Origin of the sequence: Pseudomonas sp. 9.1(2019), from assembly GCF_009910445.1 — a bacterium.
Taxonomy (GTDB): Bacteria; Pseudomonadota; Gammaproteobacteria; order Pseudomonadales; family Pseudomonadaceae; genus Aquipseudomonas; species Aquipseudomonas paraversuta.
Genome location: NZ_VBWF01000010.1, coordinates 596,424 through 613,512 on the forward strand (window position 1 = coordinate 596,424; position 17,089 = coordinate 613,512).

General features: G+C 53.8%; 15 protein-coding genes. 2 read left to right on the top strand and 13 right to left on the bottom strand.

Features of this window, described 5'->3' with window-relative positions:
• The first annotated feature begins 255 nt into the window (after positions 1 to 255).
• A complete protein-coding gene (locus FEZ21_RS16040) occupies positions 256 to 774 on the top strand; it encodes a GNAT family N-acetyltransferase (RefSeq protein WP_160627822.1) in 519 nt (172 codons plus the stop codon).
• A gap of 192 nt (positions 775 to 966) precedes the next feature.
• Here FEZ21_RS16040 and FEZ21_RS16045 read toward each other — a convergent pair whose 3' ends face one another.
• The 5 genes from FEZ21_RS16045 to FEZ21_RS16065 form a co-directional block, all read right to left on the bottom strand.
• On the bottom strand, positions 967 to 1,845 hold the full coding sequence (locus FEZ21_RS16045; RefSeq protein WP_160627824.1) for a serine hydrolase: 879 nt from the start codon (positions 1,843 to 1,845) through the stop codon (positions 967 to 969).
• Positions 1,846 to 2,057: 212 nt separating this feature from the next.
• Positions 2,058 to 3,701, bottom strand: a complete 1,644-nt coding sequence (locus tag FEZ21_RS16050; RefSeq protein WP_160627826.1) for a GMC family oxidoreductase — start codon at positions 3,699 to 3,701, stop codon at positions 2,058 to 2,060.
• 221 nt (positions 3,702 to 3,922) lie between these two features.
• Entirely contained in the window at positions 3,923 to 4,108 is a 186-nt protein-coding gene (locus FEZ21_RS22875) for a hypothetical protein (RefSeq protein WP_160627828.1), read from the bottom strand.
• A gap of 109 nt (positions 4,109 to 4,217) precedes the next feature.
• Entirely contained in the window at positions 4,218 to 5,924 is a 1,707-nt protein-coding gene (locus FEZ21_RS16060) for a glycosyltransferase (protein ID WP_160627830.1), read from the bottom strand.
• Between the two features lie 484 nt (positions 5,925 to 6,408).
• Positions 6,409 to 8,082 carry a glycosyltransferase gene (locus FEZ21_RS16065; RefSeq protein ID WP_373683733.1) on the bottom strand — a complete coding sequence of 558 codons (1,674 nt, stop codon included), beginning with the start codon at positions 8,080 to 8,082 and terminating at the stop codon, positions 6,409 to 6,411.
• A 1,192-nt stretch (positions 8,083 to 9,274) separates the two neighbouring features.
• On the opposite strand from FEZ21_RS16065, the gene FEZ21_RS16070 reads away from it, so the two are divergent.
• Complete coding sequence (locus tag FEZ21_RS16070; RefSeq protein ID WP_160627831.1) at positions 9,275 to 10,087, top strand: hypothetical protein; 813 nt, start codon at positions 9,275 to 9,277, stop codon at positions 10,085 to 10,087.
• A 203-nt stretch (positions 10,088 to 10,290) separates the two neighbouring features.
• Here the strand turns inward: FEZ21_RS16070 and FEZ21_RS16075 are convergent, their stop codons facing one another.
• The 8 genes from FEZ21_RS16075 to FEZ21_RS16110 form a co-directional block, all read right to left on the bottom strand.
• Positions 10,291 to 10,818, bottom strand: coding sequence for a fimbrial protein (locus FEZ21_RS16075; protein WP_003446063.1), 528 nt, complete (start codon positions 10,816 to 10,818; stop codon positions 10,291 to 10,293).
• Entirely contained in the window at positions 10,815 to 11,300 is a 486-nt protein-coding gene (locus FEZ21_RS16080; protein WP_003446065.1) for a fimbrial protein, read from the bottom strand. The genes FEZ21_RS16075 and FEZ21_RS16080 overlap by 4 nt, the downstream gene beginning before the upstream one ends.
• 14 nt (positions 11,301 to 11,314) lie before the next feature.
• Positions 11,315 to 11,836 carry a fimbrial protein gene (locus FEZ21_RS16085; RefSeq protein ID WP_003446066.1) on the bottom strand — a complete coding sequence of 174 codons (522 nt, stop codon included), beginning with the start codon at positions 11,834 to 11,836 and terminating at the stop codon, positions 11,315 to 11,317.
• 10 nt (positions 11,837 to 11,846) lie between these two features.
• The gene (locus FEZ21_RS16090) at positions 11,847 to 12,026 is read right to left on the bottom strand and encodes a hypothetical protein (protein WP_029612784.1); all 180 of its coding nucleotides are present in this window, start codon (positions 12,024 to 12,026) and stop codon (positions 11,847 to 11,849) included.
• A 39-nt stretch (positions 12,027 to 12,065) separates the two neighbouring features.
• Positions 12,066 to 12,815 carry a fimbria/pilus periplasmic chaperone gene (locus tag FEZ21_RS16095; protein ID WP_029612786.1) on the bottom strand — a complete coding sequence of 250 codons (750 nt, stop codon included), beginning with the start codon at positions 12,813 to 12,815 and terminating at the stop codon, positions 12,066 to 12,068.
• A gap of 114 nt (positions 12,816 to 12,929) precedes the next feature.
• Positions 12,930 to 15,491, bottom strand: a complete 2,562-nt coding sequence (locus tag FEZ21_RS16100) for an outer membrane usher protein (RefSeq protein ID WP_160628150.1) — start codon at positions 15,489 to 15,491, stop codon at positions 12,930 to 12,932.
• A gap of 256 nt (positions 15,492 to 15,747) precedes the next feature.
• The gene (locus tag FEZ21_RS16105) at positions 15,748 to 16,275 is read right to left on the bottom strand and encodes a fimbrial protein (protein ID WP_003446072.1); all 528 of its coding nucleotides are present in this window, start codon (positions 16,273 to 16,275) and stop codon (positions 15,748 to 15,750) included.
• Positions 16,276 to 16,777: 502 nt separating this feature from the next.
• Entirely contained in the window at positions 16,778 to 17,077 is a 300-nt protein-coding gene (locus FEZ21_RS16110; RefSeq protein ID WP_160627832.1) for a hypothetical protein, read from the bottom strand.
• Positions 17,078 to 17,089: the final 12 nt, after the last annotated feature.

A 17,089-nucleotide genomic window follows, 5' to 3' on the forward strand; every position in this document is an offset into this window, starting at 1 on the left:
AAGTAGCATATAGCCATACTGCAAACTTATTTAGCTCAAGACGTTTTGACTTGCCTGCCATTGCAACGAATGACAGGGATCAGGCATCTCCCGCCTCAACAATGGGGCGTTTTTTCGTAAGCTCGGGTTGTGATGAGTTCAGTGATCACCACAACCACTCAACTTGATCATCCGGGCGCATGGTGCCTCCAACTATTATTCAATACTGGTTTTCCAGTATGACCGCCCTCCCATTCACATCACCAAGGACGACCCATGCCCGCGATTATCCGCCTTGCTGTACCGGAAGATGCACAATGCCTGCCCGCCATTGAAATCTGCGCAGCTCAAGCATTTCGCATGATTGACGAGTTGAGCTGGCTGGCCGATTCGCCCCCGATGTCCATCGAGCGCCATAACCAACTCATAGCGCTATCGACATGCTGGGTTGCACTTGATGCAGAAAGTCGACCGCAAGGATTTCTCAGTGCTGAGCGCTACGGCAATGATCTTCACATCCATGAATTATCAGTGATGCAATCGATGCAAGGACAAGGCACAGGGCGGCATCTGATTGAGGCCGCGAAGGATTATGCACGGTCAAGCCGACTGGGTTTCGTGACGCTCACGACGTTCACAAACGTGCCATGGAATGCACCATTTTACGCCCGCACAGGCTTTCGGACTAAAGCTGCCACAGATCTGGACCCGAGGCTGGCGGCGATATTGCGCGAGGAGTACAGGTACGGATTCGCCCCGCACAGCCGCTGTGCCATGGTCTGGCCAGTGACTTGAATACAACCCTTTGAGGCTTCCTGGAGGCGCGGGCAATGTGAACGGCACAGTTTATTACTGGTAAATCAGCAAGTTATTGCCAATCAAATGCCGCAAAAGCTTTAGCTTGATGCGCCTGAACCCCGAGCCTGTAATGCAGTGATACGGCGATTATGAAGTTTGCGCCCAAAGAACTTGGACAACATCATGCTCCTACCGCAAATCTTGTAACAGTTGCCCAACAACGAGGGCTTCGACAGCGCCTTCACTGGTGCCAGTGCAAAAAACAGCGCAACAAGCCGATGAATCACCTTTGCAGGTACGATACACAGCAATGACGCTACCAGGGCCGCAACCTGTATGCCCGCTGAGGTTAAAGCCCCCTTCGATCGAACCCAGCATCAACCCCAGGCCGTATCCCGGCGTCATCCATGGACGTCCCGGAATCGGGCCACCCAATGCTTTTGCTATCTGCATGTCCTGGAGCAAGCCCGAAGGGAGCAAATGCCCCGCGAGAAGCCGGTCGAGGAATAGTGCTGCTTGCGAAACAGGGCCGATCAGCAAGCCATGATAAACCCAGCCGGGGTCATAACTTGATGTGCTCCCAAGACAGGAATCGGGTAAATCTGCCCGGGTTCTAGCGAAGCGAACGTTCGAGAGGCCCAGCGGCTTCAGTGTGTATCGACTCACTGCCTCTTCGAGCGACAGATCAGTCACCTGTTCAATAAGCCTGCCGATGAGCAGGTAGCCAACATTCGAGTAACGCCAACCGGCTCCGGGACTATATCGAAGCCGGGCACCATCAAGGCGCTGCATCATCTCGTCGACTGTCCAGGCGGCCTCACCGTTGGCGACGGCGGCGTGATAATCCGCAAGCTCGGCATAATCGGCGAGCCCTGCTTCATGTCGAAGCAGTTGGCGCAACGTGAAAGGCTGATCAAGAATCGAAGCGTCCAGTGCGACCCGGCCATCACGCACCAATGACAGGGCGGTAGCGGCCAGGACGGTCTTCGTAAAGCTCCACCAGGGCACCGCCGGCTCTGATCGACCGGACATTGATTGCTGACCATTTGATACACGTGAGCTCAGCATTGACTTCCCTGAATTGTTGAGCAGATTGACAGCCCGACAAGATATCCCATTCACCTCCACGCGGGAGGGTGAAAAGTCAGGCTCCGGCTTTTGCAATGTTCTGAGTGACTGGATTGTTTGGGCCAACCCGACATGGACATCCATCAGATGATTCAGCGATGACTCCCACGCCCCTCTTGCACCATTTGCCAGCAGACTGAAGACAGTAGACGTCACAGATGCAGAGGCGCCAGCGGCGCGTGCCCCAAGACCAGATCGGCGCCCTTGTCGCCAATCACCACGGTCGTGGCATTGGTATTGCCGCAGATCAGATTGGGCATGACCGACGCATCGATTACCCGTAAACCCTGTACCCCGCGCACACGCAGATCAGGCGTGCAGACGGCCATCGGGTCATCAGCATGCCCCATACGGCAGGTGCCCACAGGGTGATAGGCAGTGGTGAGCAAAGGCTCCATCCAGTCCAGCCATTGTTTGTCGGTCTGCACCTGCGGGCCGGGTCGGACCTCAGTGTCGATCAATCCGGCCAGCGCCGGCTGTTTCGCCATGTCCCGTAACCAGCGCAATGACCAGATCAGCGCACGACGGTCACGCGCGTCGTGCAGATAGTTCATGGTGATCGCCGGGTGTTGATCCATGTCGCGGCTTTTGAGTCGTACATGGCCGCGTGAGAACGGCCGCCCCTGAAAGGGCCCCAGCGTCATGCCCTCGAAACGGTCCGGTTGCGCGGCCTTGTCGCTGTCGCCATCGCTCTGGCCGGTCATCGGCAGGCCGAATACCTGAATATCGTTATACGCCAGATCGGGATCGCTCTTGAGGTAGCAGCCGAATTCCGCGGGCGGGCTCGTCATCGGCCCGGTGCGGCTCGCCAGGTAACGCAGTACCGAGCCCGCCAGGCCCACGCCACGGAACCGGCTGTTCATCCCGCACACGCCCGGTTTTAACCTCCAGCACAACGGCGCACTCACGTGGTCCTGCAGGTTTTCGCCCACCCCGGGCAAGTCCACCACAACCGGGATACCCAGGGCCTGTAACTGCGAAGCCGGCCCGACGCCCGAGACCATCAGCAACTGAGGCGACTGTACGGCCCCGGCGCACAGCAATATTTCGCGCCGGGCCTTGGCGAGGTGGCGGCTGCCATCAGGCAGGCTGTATTCCACGCCGGTTGCGCGGCGCCCTTCAAAAACAATCCGCTGCACCATCGCCCGCATCACCAGCTTGAAATTGGGTCGGCGCAGGGCCGGCTCGATCGCATTGCTGGCAATCGAGGAGCGCCGACCGTCACGGAAATTGACCTGAAAGACTCCCGCCCCCTTGGCCTGACCATCATTGAAATCGTCGACCTGTTCCAGGCCCGCCTGTACGGCGGCGTCAACCATCGCGTGCGTCAACGGGTGCACTGACGGCAGGTCGCTCGCCGAAAGCGGACCGCCCCGGCCATGCCAGGCATTATGAATGCGCTGCTGATCTTCGGTTCGCACAAAGTGCGGCAACAGCTCCGGCCAACTCCAGCCCGTGGCGCCCGCCGCGACCCAATCGGCGTAATCATGCTGGTGCCCGCGGATATAGATCATGCCGTTGATCGAGGACGAGCCGCCGACGAGCTTGCCCCTGGGCATCTTCATGCGTCGGCCGCCGGCATACTTTTCCGGCTCGGTCTTGTGCATCCAGGAAAATCTGGGGCTGTACGTCATTGCCCCCCAACCTGCGGGCATTCGGACTAAAAAATGCTTGTGGCTCCCGCCGGCCTCCAGCACCAGCACCCGGTAGCGGCCGTCTTCGCTGAGACGCGCCGCCAAGGTGCCGCCCGCCGAGCCGGAGCCCACCACGATAAAGTCAAAGGCGTCCTTCAACATTGATCTCCTTGTCATACGTTTAAAAAGCACCCCTGCACTTCGCCGGATCGGCTCCTGCATGAACCCGGAGCCCGGGCCTTTCAATCCTTTCACAACCCCCCCTGTCGGTACTTACCTCTTTCGGACTAACCGGGCTCAAGGGCACAGCGTGGGCCACCTGCCAGCGCATGGTATTTTTCACGGAATATTGCCAACACTCTGCGAAGGCTGAATAAAAGGCTTTACGCAGCTTGCCGCAAGAAACCGCAGCCGGTGTTCGAGGCCCTGGCTTCGCGGTACTCGACATGGTTAGTCCGGCCGGCGAACTGGATCAGGCCACGCTCACGATGCTTCTGACCGGCGCCATCAGTCTGGGGCGTATTGCCCAAGTGCCTTGCCAGGGAGCCGGTGCTGCGTGGTAATGGCATTGCTTATCTCCAGGCAAAAAAAAGCCTGCACTCGGCAGGCTTGATGTTTATAGACAACACTGGGGGGGCAAGATCACATGAGCAAGCACCTACACCCGCACAACGGCCACTAACTGAGCAGTTTGAACGTCAGCGACTTTAGTGGGATGACACCTTTATGCTGTCGCCCGCCATGAGCAATCTTAATGGCATACCTGAATGAACCAGGTTCATGAGTTATGCTATGAACTCGGTAGACCCCCGGCTCAAGCTTGGAGTACTGGTCGTTGAACACTTTTGTCCTGTCTATACGAACGATCTCTACCCGCCTAACGCAATCAAGCGGGCGTCCGGCAATTTCGCTGGCAGAGATAAAAATACTCCCGGAACCACTGGAGTTAGTATTTTCAAATACGGTTCTCTCGCCAAAATCATTGTTATAGCTTTCTCCGCCGCTCAAATTCTTGACAAGCCCCAACCACTTTTGGCCAACCAAATCTGGCGAATAACGGTTTGAACTTTCAATTCCGCCTTTTGCCAAATAATCAAACAGTGAATTATCCTGCGCCAACTTAACGATTTTTGCAGCACACTCCTGCTCGCTATTCACAAGAAAACCGTTTTCACCGTTTTGAATAATTTCTTTAGGCCCATAATTGGCGTCAAACGAAATAACAGGTGTCCCAACAGACATCGACTCTAGCAAACTGAGCCCAAAGCCCTCTGACAACGAACTTGACAGCGACGCACGAGCCCGCCTGAAAACGGTGTCAGGGTTCCGCGTGTACCCCTTCATGAAAACACTACCTGAAAGGCCCAGTTCCAGAATCAACGCTTTTAGTTCACCCTCTAACGAACCGCGCCCCCAAATCTCCAGCACCAGTTCCGGATCACTCTCGACGGCAAGTTTGAAAGACCGGATAACACGACCAATACTCTTTACTGCGTCAAGTCTTGCAACCACCACAAACAGCTTCGGCTTTCTTTTGACAACAAAATCGTCTTTAAATATAGTTGTAGAATTTGGTATTACCGATATTTTCTGACTGTCCCCAAACTGCCGCCCTACGTCTACTTTCTGGCTCTCCGTCAACAGCACCAGGGAGTCACAGACCTTGGCATTATCAATGATCAGCTGACTTCTAGGTTTAACAGAGCTGCCATACACATAAGGATCGGAAAAGTGATTGCCATGCAGCGTCAGGACCTTTGAGGCCTTTTTAGACTTAATATTTGTTACCACATCACTGGCTGTGGAGGCATCTGCAATAACTACTGTATGAGAGCCATTCTCAGAAAGTTCTTCGAGCCAATGTGTACAAGCGTCTTCTCTTGCCTTGAATGTGTATGTCAGGGCAGGCGAAATATTCAATTGAAATGAAACCGAATTTCCGGCCTTGTCCAGAAGTTCACGAGCAAAAATTACCCCTGCACTATTGAAAAACTCAACGGACTGGAGTTCCGTCGCCCCAATGAACCTGGACCGGCGCACTGGAACTGAAAGCGCAGGCGTAACGGAGAGCTTGCTCAGCGGCGGTTTTTTCTTAAGCTTTGCGAGAGACTCAGACAAAGCGCCGTAATAGAAAAACATATTAAATACAAGAACGTCCGGGTCAAGCCTGCCATCTCGTCTCAGCACTTCGACTGAGTTGGCTAACCCCGAATCATAATCAATTGACACAACATATGAATTCAGCCCACTTCTTCCAAGCACCCCAGCTCTATTGAGCGCTGCTCGCGTCACGCCGCCAGCCGTAGCAGACAATCTATTAAGAACCGATATCACTTGAGTGCCAGTAAGATCCGACCCTTTCCTTCCCAGCAATGCACCAAACATCTGCCCGCGCCCCCCCTGATCCATAGGTAATCAATCATTATGCCATCACTCCAGCCTAGGGCACAGCCACCAAAGCTTAATCCCCTCGCCAGGAGTTGATGAGGTTGTCTGCGACTACCCAAAAAATGTCGCCAAAAATAATTTTGAGCAACAACTAATATGGGCAGTCAACCCTGAGACCACTCACTCAACTGCCCCCCATTACCACCACGTGCTTGATGCTCATCTATGCGACCCAAGACCAGTCGACCAACGAAGCTGTGGATTTCAAGAAGATCCTTAACGGCAATTCAAGGCAAGAGTCAGGTCATTTTCCGCTGGCGCCCCCAGATGACCGCCACCTCTTGCGGGGCCTACGCACTACTAATTCCTCTATTCCTGCAAATTTTGGCCTACACCCCGCTCTGCGACTCAAGCTCAATGAAAACGGGCTGGGGGACATGCTGCGGGGCGGCGCCAAAGATAGGCCGGCGAAGGGTAAGTATCAGGATAAAAGCTTGAATTCGACAGAATATCTTGGAACAACACCCTTATATACATTAGCCCCCTGAGCAAACTTCAGCAGTACACGCCCATCGTCTTCAAATTGAAGATGATGAATATTATATACACCCGGCTCAATCAGGCACGCCGCACCGCCTACCTTTTTCGATCGATCAACCCTGACGACCAGAAGCCTCCGGTAAATCGACAACTCCTCCTTGGTATACGACGTAAGTATAATATTCCCACCGACACTTGAAGCGGCATTACGAATACTGACAGAACAATTTGCCGTTTTCGCCCCCCACCCAGGCGCGGTCAACTTATGTATTAAACTGACCCACTTATCCGCCACCTTTGAAGGACTATGTTCATCAGCCGTTTCCACCCCAGCTGAAGACATCGACGCATGATTGACATCGTCTGCAGCCAGGCCAAGAATTTTTTCAGCCATTTCCTGCTCATCGCCTACCAAATAACCATTCACGCCATTTTTAATTAACTCTACCGGGCCATAATTCGAAGACAGCGATATGACGGGACATCCAAATGCCATTGATTCAAGGATACTTAGGCCAAACCCTTCCGAAACCGAAGCGGATAGCGAAGCCCTGGCCTGAACAAAAACTTCAGACACCGGATTTGCATAACCTCGCAGGACGACCTGCTCACTCATGCCACTAGCGTCGATGAGAGCCTGGATATGCCCTCCCCTGCTTCCATGCCCCCATATATCCAGGCAAAGACTGTGATTTTTGGCCAACGCAATCTTGAATGCCCTGATAACCAATTCAATATTTTTAACGGATTCCAAGCGCGAAACAACGACAAATGTGTTGCCAGAGCGCGTCAACGGCGGCGGAGTATCCTTACTCACTGAGTTAGGTATCACTGCCAGATTATTTAGACTTGGGAACTGATTGACCAAATCCACCCTCTGGGCATCAGTTAAAACAACTAATGCGTCACAAAACCTGGCATTACTAATAATTTTCCCACTTAGACCTGTGACTTCACTGCCGAACACAAAGGGCCTGGCAAAATGATTGCCATGTAACGTCAAGACTGTTCTGGCATTGACTGCCGTTACCTTGGACACCGCATCAGATCGACTCGAGGCATCTGCTATAAAAATAGTGAACTCCCCGTAGCTCGATACCTCGTCAAGCCAATAGATATAAGCGTCATCCCTTGTCAAAAAATTGACTACTTCTCTGCCCGGAATATCTAGCTGAATACTTACCACTTCACCGGTCGCATCCACTATTTCCCGTGCAAACACCCAGCCTTCCGAGTTCAAATACTCATTTGAGCGAAGTCCCGAAATCCCTACATACCTGGAACGCCTTGAAAACTCAGCCCCTTCCGGGTCAGCAAAATAGTCTGAAAGAGTCCCAGTCCCCACACCAGCCCTGGAGAGTTTTGCAAAGTAAATGAAAAAATTTAAAATTCCGACCGTACTACCCAGTCGCTCATCACTGCGCAGCGCTTTGATCGAATCAAGCAAGAGAGGATCATACTCTACCGTGGCTATTATCGAGCGAAAGCCGCGCTCAGCAAGTGATTTTGCCCTGGCCAAGGAAACTCGGGTTACTCCCCCCGACTGTGATGAAAGCTTATTTAAAACAGATATTATTTGAATATTATTTGGACGATCGAACAATAAACCGGACACTTAAGATCTTCCCTGAATGGTGTGATTTAGCATGCATTATGGCTAGATTGGGATCATAGGGGCAATAGCAGGCCGCCCATCATCCTTTTAACTCCTTGCTTTGTGGGGTTAAGCCTGTGGGTACCTGCTGAAGCTGACCACCCCAAAGGCGCAGAGCCGATTCGCCAACCCCGACTAATCGACCTGCTGCGATGAAGCTGTAGTTTTGCTTTAGTACGAGCTCCTCAACCTCGCGTTAAATTTCAGCTATAAAGACACGACGTAAATTGGTCATCTGACACCTCGATAGGGCGAGCATTGTCGTCTAAATGAGCGGCCGGAATCATCAGGCCACTATCCTTAAGCGTCTTCGTCAGACAAATTCAGGCAATAAAAAACCCGACACATGGGTCGGGTCCTTAAGGTAATCAATAGCGATTGGGTCAGGATATAGACGTATTCAAATCAAGGTAGTCATGACCTGACCAAGTCATCTGAATTAACCGAGCACCTTTGAATCCTTTGGACTCGCTGAGGTATCCAGCCTGCTTACACAAAGCCACGAGATAAAGGCACTCAGGCTCCTCCAGGGACTTACCGCTACCGCTAGCGGTCCACTTTTCCGCAAGATGATTAAACTCAATACCCTTATGATCAGCGTAAGCCTGCACCAGGGCCAAAAGATGCTTTACATGTTTCAAATTTCTTCTCATTCCAACTCCACGTGCTTTTCCATCCGCAAAAATGCGGAAGCGCAGCATAACAGCACGGTATTAGCATGCACATAAAGTAAAAAATACAGCTTTCAGTTGGACCAAGATAATTTCATAGCGCATAAATAATACGCATCAGCCAATTTACGAGGTAGTCAAGCTCCATCAATAAAAATTTCTTCGGCGTCAAATATCTCAGTGGCATGGATAACTGGAGTACCCCAGTCTGGACACCTGACTTATCTATAGTGAATGGATATGCGCTCCCGCATGAATGAAAAAAGGGATTTGCCGCTTGGGATGATGTGAATCCATCGACCTCCACTTTGTTAAAAGCAACCCTACAAACTCCAACGGTTACCTCAAACCGCTCGCCAGACTACCTTTAACAACCTTCAAGCCACCCTTGAAATCTAACGGCTGACGGCTAGTTTTTTTCCTCAGCACCACCGTCCCACCCATACGTATATCAACGATGCTCACCATGGAGAGGTTCAATTATGATTGCCCCTAAAAAAATCCCCACCCGCTCAAAAAAGGCTGGAGCGCACTTTGGGCCTGTTTGCCAATGTGTACCGGCACATAACCGGTGGAGCCCGGAAACCCAAAAGCAATTGGGATACCTGTCGAAGATGGGATTTAAAGCCGAGTTCGTAGAGGTGGTGCCAAAAGGCTTCATCATCGAGCCGAACGGCCGTCGTATCACGGGTCAACACGTCGAGGAGTTATGGCAAAACTACCAACAAAGTGAAGAGCATAAAAAAGGTCGGGCTTACATGGCGCCAGACCCTTGGTACATTGCCTCCCCCGCGGCAGTGAGCAACGTCAAAGTGTTTGTTAATGATATTTTCAATGCTGGATGGAAAGATTTTATCCAGGCGGCGCTAAACGAATGGAACAACCCCGACCTGGAGTCTTGTATCAATATTCAGTTTGTCGATACTCCCGATGAAGCCAACTGTCAGGCAAATATGTACTGGACAGAGGACGGCCAATTGGGATGGGCCGAATGGCCATGGGGCTACCAGGTCGGCGTGTCGGTCGATATTAATTACTTCTATTACGAGCAGTTCGGAGCTGAAATTTATTACAACACCATCGTTCATGAAATGGGGCACGCCATGGGCCTGACGCACTCAGGAGGCGAGGATAGCAGCTTCCCTGTTGGTTTCCCTGACCTGTTAGTGCCCGGTACCAGCCCCGAGCCGAACCCCAATGACGTGATGTACACCTCCGGCCACGAGTGGAAAGGCTTTTCTGCTGATGAAAGAAAGGCGATCAAGTATTTGTGGCCAGCCTCCGGTAAACGTTGACGAGTTTGAGGGGCATATCCAAACGTGTGATATGCCCCTCATGTCCACCCCTGACTTGCTGCCGCCTAAAATCTGTTACTTAGCTGTTTGGGCTTGCGGGCCAATATTAGCCTAGGGCTGCGTATTACCAACTACCGCAAGCGGACGCTTGTAGCCTTTGCCGTCGATGCCAGACATACGCCGCCAGCCAATCACTAACAGCCTTATTCATATTCCAGGTTGAACGTGGCAATGCCACTGAACGGCCCACGCTCAATAGTCTTGTTGGCAATTGCATCGGGTTCACCCTGCACATAGGCCTGAACCGTCACAGTGTTATTCCCGTTAACCAACCGGACGCCCTGGCCGGGCTTATTCAGCGGCAACTTCTGACCGGCCGGGGTTTCCATGCCGATGGCAATGCCTTTGGCCTGGCTGGCAGCGTCGATCGCCAGCAATCCGCTCAGATGCGGGTTTTCAGTACCCCTGAAGGTCACCTTGACCGTTCTGCCCAGACTCACATCGCACTTCGCCAGGCGTATATCAACTGGCTGGCCGTGGGTGCGCTGGTTGGTATACAGGTACTTGTCTATCACCGTGCCGAAGTCCAGTGCCACGCTCTCGCCCCCTGGCGCAATGACGCAGGGTTCTGCCACCAGGACGCCGTGTAACCGAACATTGTCAGCCTGCGCCGGCGGGTTTAGCAGCAACACTAGCGCCAGGACATATACATGCCTGGTGCGCCGGCTCATTGGTACACCGCCCGCAGGGTCGCAGTGGCCTCAAACGGCCCTTCTATCAGCGTTGCTCCTGCCCGTTTGATCGGCACGGCCGACAGAACCGGCGGGCTGGCCAGCCTGATGGGGATCGGCTTGTTCAATTCAAAGGGCACGCCGTTTTGCTGGATCTGGATCGCCAGGTCGGTCACGTTGCTGCTCACTGCCGCGGCATCGTAATCCGCGGGGGTACCCATGATTTCCAGGGTCATGTCCCGGGCACTCACACTGGGATCACATTTGATCTGGTAATTCATCACTTGCAGATAGTTAACGCCATCCACTTTTTTCACACCCACCCGGTTACCAAAATCAACATCCACCTGGCCGTCGTTATTGATGGTGCATGGTGGCGGCTCAATCAGAGTACCGGAGAATTTCATATTGTCCGCCGCCATGCCCGGCGCACTCAATGCGCTAATAGCGAGTAACAACAGCATGCCTGCATAAAGCTTCATCACGTCGCACCTGTTCACCGGTACTCCACCTTCATGACTGCCCCCGCTGAGAAAACACCACCACTCAGAGTGGCGCCTGGACGCTTGACCGGTACCGCTTCAATTTGCGGCCAGTCCGGGTAGGTGAAGCCCTTAGAGCTGTTGATCGGCAGGGCTGTCCCGTTACTTGATATCGCAATGCCGAAGTCGGTGATGTTGGTCGTCAATACGTCGTGGTTAAACGCCGCGCCCGTGCCTTCTATGCGGATATTCATCGCACTGGGTGCATCAGGCGGGCACTTCACCGTGTACGGCACCGGCATTTTTTTATAGTTACCGTCTACCAGCGTGGTCAGCACGTCATTGCCGAAGTTGACTTCCATAAGCATGTTGCTGTTGATCTCGCACGGCGCTGCCGTGAGGGTGACCGTGACGTTGATGGTGCTGGATGAGGCCGCCAGAGCCGGGTGAGCTGTCGCCCCCAATGCGAACAGAGCGGCGTACAGGGCAACGTAGAGGACACGCCAGGTATACGGGCATGATTTTTCACTGGCCATAGCGCTCCCGTTACTCATATCGCATGCTCAGTCGGGCTATACCGGCCCTCGCTTGCGCGACCCGGGTGGCGTCCATGCTTTGCGGCTGAACAGCCTGGTTTGCCATGCCCATCTCCAGTGTCCGAGAACTGTCTGTCAACGCACCATACCCACGCAACACGCCGGTACTGCCTTTAGTTTGCTGTTGCATGTCTGGCTCCTTCATCGGGTCATGACACCGTTACGCCGGTTAAAATTCTTTCTTGGCGGGCTCGGCCTTGCATTCAGTTCCGCTACAGGTGAACTGCAGTTGCGGGCGACCGCCGTAGTCATTGACGTAGGTGAGCACCGGGTTCAGGCCCAGCACGGAAACCCCCAGGTTCAGAATCTCTTTTCCCTGTGGCGCCACCATCACCGGCTCAAACCCCACGGCGCCGGCGGGGCCGGGTTTGCTGCCGGCGTCGACTATCGTCACGTAATACGGGGTCGGGTTATTCACCTGGTATTTTTCGCCCTGCTTGCTCAACGTCAGTTGTTCCTGCCAGGGCACCATCCCGATGGTTGCGCCCAGCGCCTTGGGCCGATAAAACAGCTTGATGCGCGTCTGCAGTGCCAGCTGCAGGGTGTTGGGCTTTTCGCTCTTGGGCGGGATTTCACGCAGGTTGAAATAGAACAGCGTCTCGCGGTCCTGCACTAACTGATGGGCGGCCGGTAAGGCCTGAATCTTGACCTGGCTTTGAGCCCCCGGCTCCAGACGCTGCAGCGGAGGGAGTACGGTCAACGGGCTGGTAATCTTGTTGCCCTGCGCATCTTCCACCCAGCCTTGTGCCAGGTAAGGCAGTGTCTTGTTGTCATTGCTGATACTGAGGCTGATGGACTTTTCGCCACCGTTAAACACTGCCCGGGTACGGTCCAGCGCCACGGCCGCCTGCACCTGTTGCAGGCCCAGCAGGCCTAACAACAAGCCTCCAGTCACGCGAAAAAAAGGATTACTACACATGTTCATCTTTTATTACTCACTGTTTGTATCTCTGTAAAAACTTCAAAGGCAGGCCGCTAAAGAGAAGGCCGCAATGGCCTGCCACAGGGCAGCCGGTGTAGTTGTTGCAAGCAGTCAACCCGCTGCTTTCTCTGGCGAATCGCCAGCGGGTATCCGGGTGCACGGCAACACCAGTTCTGCCATGCTGCCCTCGGCAATCTGCGCAGGCATCTGCAGCGCACACCGCGCCTGGCCATTCCAGTGCACGCTCATTTGCTCGCCAGGGTTGATGCCGCTGAGGTAGGCGTTGCCATCGTCACTGACGATGCCCACCTCCTGCTCCTTGTGGTTTTTCACCGTGGCACCAAACGGAACGCTTGAACCATCGCCCAGCTGGATCACCACCATCGCTTTCTCACCGGACACCACCTCGAACCGTCGATAGCCAATAGCCCCTTCGGTCAAGGTGGCTTGCGTCACCGAGCGCCCTACTTCGGCGTTTTCCGGCAACTTGTTAACGTCAATGCTGAGCTGGTTGCGGTGATAACTGTTGACGTCGGTGACCACTGCTTTACCAAACCTGTTGGTGCGGATGGCTGAGCCGTAGCCCGAGATAGGGATGTCCGCGACGCCGTCGGTATCGACCAGGATTCGAGTGCCGCCAACCATGTTCGAGCGGTGCAGCGCAGCGCCTTTCAAGGTGGCCGTTGCCCCGCCTTGCAGCGACATACCCACCGAGGCATACCCCCCCTCCTGGTAGCTGGTGTTGGCATTGACCCGCGCCAGAGTTCCGTCATGGGTGTAGAAACCACTGGCGGTGGTGCCGTTACTGTTTCTGCCGCCATTGAGCTGATAGCTGTCGGCATTAGCCAAACGATCGTAATAGCCCACCTGATGACTGTTGGCATCGCGGTCATAGCTGCCGCTGTAGCTAACGGAACTGCTGCCGCCACCCAGTGGCATTGAGAACGAAACATACATGCCGTCATCATTGGCACCGCTGTACTTGTTGCGGTACGCCGTCATCGACAGGCTTATGCCCCTGAACTGACCGAAGCTCAGGCTCTTGGACAAGGTAAAGGTGTACCGGTCGTTGGCCTGGGTATCCCAATAAGTCTGATGGTCGTAGTTGAGGTAGGTACTCAACCCGCTGTCGCTGAAGTTCTGCCTGAAACTGATGTTGTACAGTTCTTTGCTGTTTTCATTGCGGGTGCCGAAGTTACGGGCATCCAGATAATCGCTCATGGACATGTAGTCCTTCTCCGAGAAGCGATACCCGGCAAAGGTCACCTGACTGTCGTATTTGTCGAAGTTTTTCGAATAGCGCAGCCGGTAAGAAGCACCGCTAAGTGTGTCTTGCGCCAGTTGAGGCAGTCGGGCCCGCGACTGGGTAATGTCAAACGACAATGCCCCAAAGGCCATCAGGTCCCGCCCTACCCCCAGGGCCAAGGCTTTGTAATCACCGCCTTCGACACCGCCGCCGTAAATCGACCAGCCGTTGCTCACCCCCCACGAAGCCTCACCGGTGATAAACATGGGCCCATCGGTACTGTGGCTGAAGTCCGAGGGGCGACCGCTGCTGACCTTGTAACGCACCGCCCCTGGCCGGGTCAGGTAGGGAACGCTGGCAGTATCGACGGTAAATGTCTGCACGCTGCCATCTTGCTCTTCTACCCGTACATCCAGTTGCCCGGAAACGGCATCGTTAATGTCTTGAATACGGAACGGCCCCGAGGCGACCTGGGTTTCATACAGCACCCGGCCCTGCTGGGTGATCACCACTTTGGCGTTGGTTCGTGCCACGCCTGCCACTTCGGGGGCATAACCACGCAGGTTAGGCGGCAGCATGCTGTCATCGGTGATCAGGCTGACGCCGGTAAAGCGAAAGCTGTCAAAGATGTCGGAATACAGGAAGTTTTCACCCAGGGAAAACTGCGCCCCAAGGGTCGGAATAGCCTTGTAGGCGTAGTAGCGGCTCCAGTCCCAGCTATTGCCCGGGCCCTGACCATTGCTCCGATGATCCAGCCGCGTTTGCCAGTCGGCACGTAGCCGCCAGGCGCCCATGTTAGCCCCCACGGTGCCGTTACCGCTCAGGTTGTAAGAGGTACCACCGCCCTGCTCCTGGCGCTGGCTTTGGCCATTCATGTAATAGTCAACGAACAGCCCGGGGATGCCTTCGTCCCAACGCGACGGCGGATCCCAAGTGTCTACGGCATATTCGAGATAAGCCTGCGGTATGTTTACCATCAGGCTGGAAGTGCCCAATTCAGCACGGGCTGTTGCACCCGGCAGACTGTCCAGTGACAGGCATTGCCCCTGGTGCCACCACGTGAGTTTTTTGTTGATGTCCGGTTTTAAACCAAACTGCTCCACCAGCGTCGGACTGAGACAGGCGGAACTCTCATTTGCATCCTGTTCTGAGGGATAAAAAACCACAGACTGTTCAGGCAGTTCCTGCCTGTTGATACGTACGAGCATCGTGTAATCGCCCGGCATGATATAAGCGCCACGGGAAAACTGGCCCAAGTCCATATTTTCGCGATCTTTAACATCCAGAACGTCAATATTGAATTGCACTTCCTGTGCGCTGGCTTGATACCCGACGCAACTGAATACACAGGTTATGGAAATGCCCAATATGCGCGGACGAAAAGGTGCAAGTGCCCAGTTCGGTGCACTCACGATTGAGGAGCCCATATCATTTATATTCACACCAAAAAGTACGCCAGCCACTGACGAGACATGACGCTCACTCAACCACCACCCACGAAAAAGCACAGGACTTGATTAAACGTCTCAGTTCGTGCTTTTTGTTGATTACCGAGTCAATGCCGAGAGCCGCTCAAATACCGCGACTTGCGCCAAGCCCTGTAGTTGGTAAAGCTCATTATTCAGATCAAAGATGCATGTGGGATGCGCCCACATGCATAGCCAAACCGGGCCCGGGAGCCGGTTAGTTATAGGACAGCATGAAGTTGGCCACACTGCTGAACTCACCCGGAATGATGGTCGTAGCATCACCACCGTTACCTTTGAGGTAGGCACTGAAGGTCAGAGTGGCGTTGGAGGCCCCGATACTTACCAACTGACCAGCAGTGGCTGTACCCAAGGTGATCGCAGTACCGTTACCATCGGTCAACGCAATACCCGCACCACGAGCGTCACCGGTAATACCGAGCAAACCACCTTGGCCTGCTGCACCGTTAAAGGTTGTTTTGACCGTGGCTGCAGTATCCAGACTGCATTTTTCCAGGCGAATTTCAAAAGGCTTCGGGGCTGAGTTGCCACCATCAACCAGTACCACGTTAGAGACCGAACCCAGCTCGACCGTCTGATCAACAGAGTTCGGATCAATAGAGCAAGGCGCATCAATAATAGAACCGGTAAACCGGACTACGCCATTACCTTCGTCTGCAGCCTGTACCGTTGTGATAGTACCGAGTACCAGCGCGGCTGCCAGAGCGATTTTATTAAGTTTCATATTAAGGATTCCTTTATGACAATTATAAGTTTGCGACCAAGCCTCTAGCTACAATCCTTTAATAGAGACAGTGCCCCATCAAAGTGGCGCACAATGGCATGCGGTCAAAGCCCCCGATATATCGATATCGTTGAACTTCGACCAGTATAAGAGCCAGGCCCATCAAGGTAACTGAGACGCTTCTTGAGGCAGACCGGGAAATTTCTCGATCGGTATCGGCGCTTTTTATATAACCCTTTTAAACCAGGGTATCGCGAGGCGAAACAACAACCTGCTTTGATAAACTCATTCGCGCAAATTATAAAACACACCAGAGCCGGAGGCGGCTTGCAGAGCCCCAGAAGTGAAGCCTCACGGACTTTCGCCCTGCACCGTTTATTGAGCGCCCCGGCATGCCCGATAGACAAAGCGGGGACTGTTACAGGCGCAGTCTTAATGCCTCTACCCTTGCGCGCAGCCTGCACCGGGAAAAGATAGCGTCCCGGCACAAATCAGCTAGCGTCTACTGGACAGTTTCTTTTGTTGCGCTGACTCGTGCTGATGCATTCAAGGTGCCTGCGCGCCAGCCAGAAATATCTTGCTTGCAGGCAAGAATGCTCTCGCCGATCAGCAGCACAAAGCTTGGTGACCATCGGGGCGGCTCCTGCAATAATCCCCCATGTAACAAAATGTAATATTTTATATACCCGGAAAATTCGAAAATGCTCAGCCAAGTCTTGTTCAGACTGAGCGGGTTGAGCGGTGGCTGTAGCCAGCCATAGTTGTCCTCCCGATGCATGCCCACAGGTGAGTCAAGATTCATGAGTAAGACAGT

Excerpts from the sequence above, each read along its gene's own strand:
- FEZ21_RS16040 (WP_160627822.1), top strand. The coding sequence starts at position 256 with ATGCCCGCGATTATCCGCCTTGCTGTACCGGAAGATGCACAATGCCTG.
- FEZ21_RS16045 (WP_160627824.1), bottom strand. The coding sequence starts at position 1,845 with ATGCTGAGCTCACGTGTATCAAATGGTCAGCAATCAATGTCCGGTCGA.
- FEZ21_RS16050 (WP_160627826.1), bottom strand. The coding sequence starts at position 3,701 with ATGTTGAAGGACGCCTTTGACTTTATCGTGGTGGGCTCCGGCTCGGCG.
- FEZ21_RS22875 (WP_160627828.1), bottom strand. The coding sequence starts at position 4,108 with ATGCCATTACCACGCAGCACCGGCTCCCTGGCAAGGCACTTGGGCAAT.
- FEZ21_RS16060 (WP_160627830.1), bottom strand. The coding sequence starts at position 5,924 with ATGTTTGGTGCATTGCTGGGAAGGAAAGGGTCGGATCTTACTGGCACT.
- FEZ21_RS16070 (WP_160627831.1), top strand. The coding sequence starts at position 9,275 with ATGATTGCCCCTAAAAAAATCCCCACCCGCTCAAAAAAGGCTGGAGCG.
- FEZ21_RS16075 (WP_003446063.1), bottom strand. The coding sequence starts at position 10,818 with ATGAGCCGGCGCACCAGGCATGTATATGTCCTGGCGCTAGTGTTGCTG.
- FEZ21_RS16080 (WP_003446065.1), bottom strand. The coding sequence starts at position 11,300 with ATGAAGCTTTATGCAGGCATGCTGTTGTTACTCGCTATTAGCGCATTG.
- FEZ21_RS16085 (WP_003446066.1), bottom strand. The coding sequence starts at position 11,836 with ATGGCCAGTGAAAAATCATGCCCGTATACCTGGCGTGTCCTCTACGTT.
- FEZ21_RS16090 (WP_029612784.1), bottom strand. The coding sequence starts at position 12,026 with ATGCAACAGCAAACTAAAGGCAGTACCGGCGTGTTGCGTGGGTATGGT.
- FEZ21_RS16095 (WP_029612786.1), bottom strand. The coding sequence starts at position 12,815 with ATGTGTAGTAATCCTTTTTTTCGCGTGACTGGAGGCTTGTTGTTAGGC.
- FEZ21_RS16100 (WP_160628150.1), bottom strand. The coding sequence starts at position 15,491 with ATGGGCTCCTCAATCGTGAGTGCACCGAACTGGGCACTTGCACCTTTT.
- FEZ21_RS16105 (WP_003446072.1), bottom strand. The coding sequence starts at position 16,275 with ATGAAACTTAATAAAATCGCTCTGGCAGCCGCGCTGGTACTCGGTACT.
- FEZ21_RS16110 (WP_160627832.1), bottom strand. The coding sequence starts at position 17,077 with ATGAATCTTGACTCACCTGTGGGCATGCATCGGGAGGACAACTATGGC.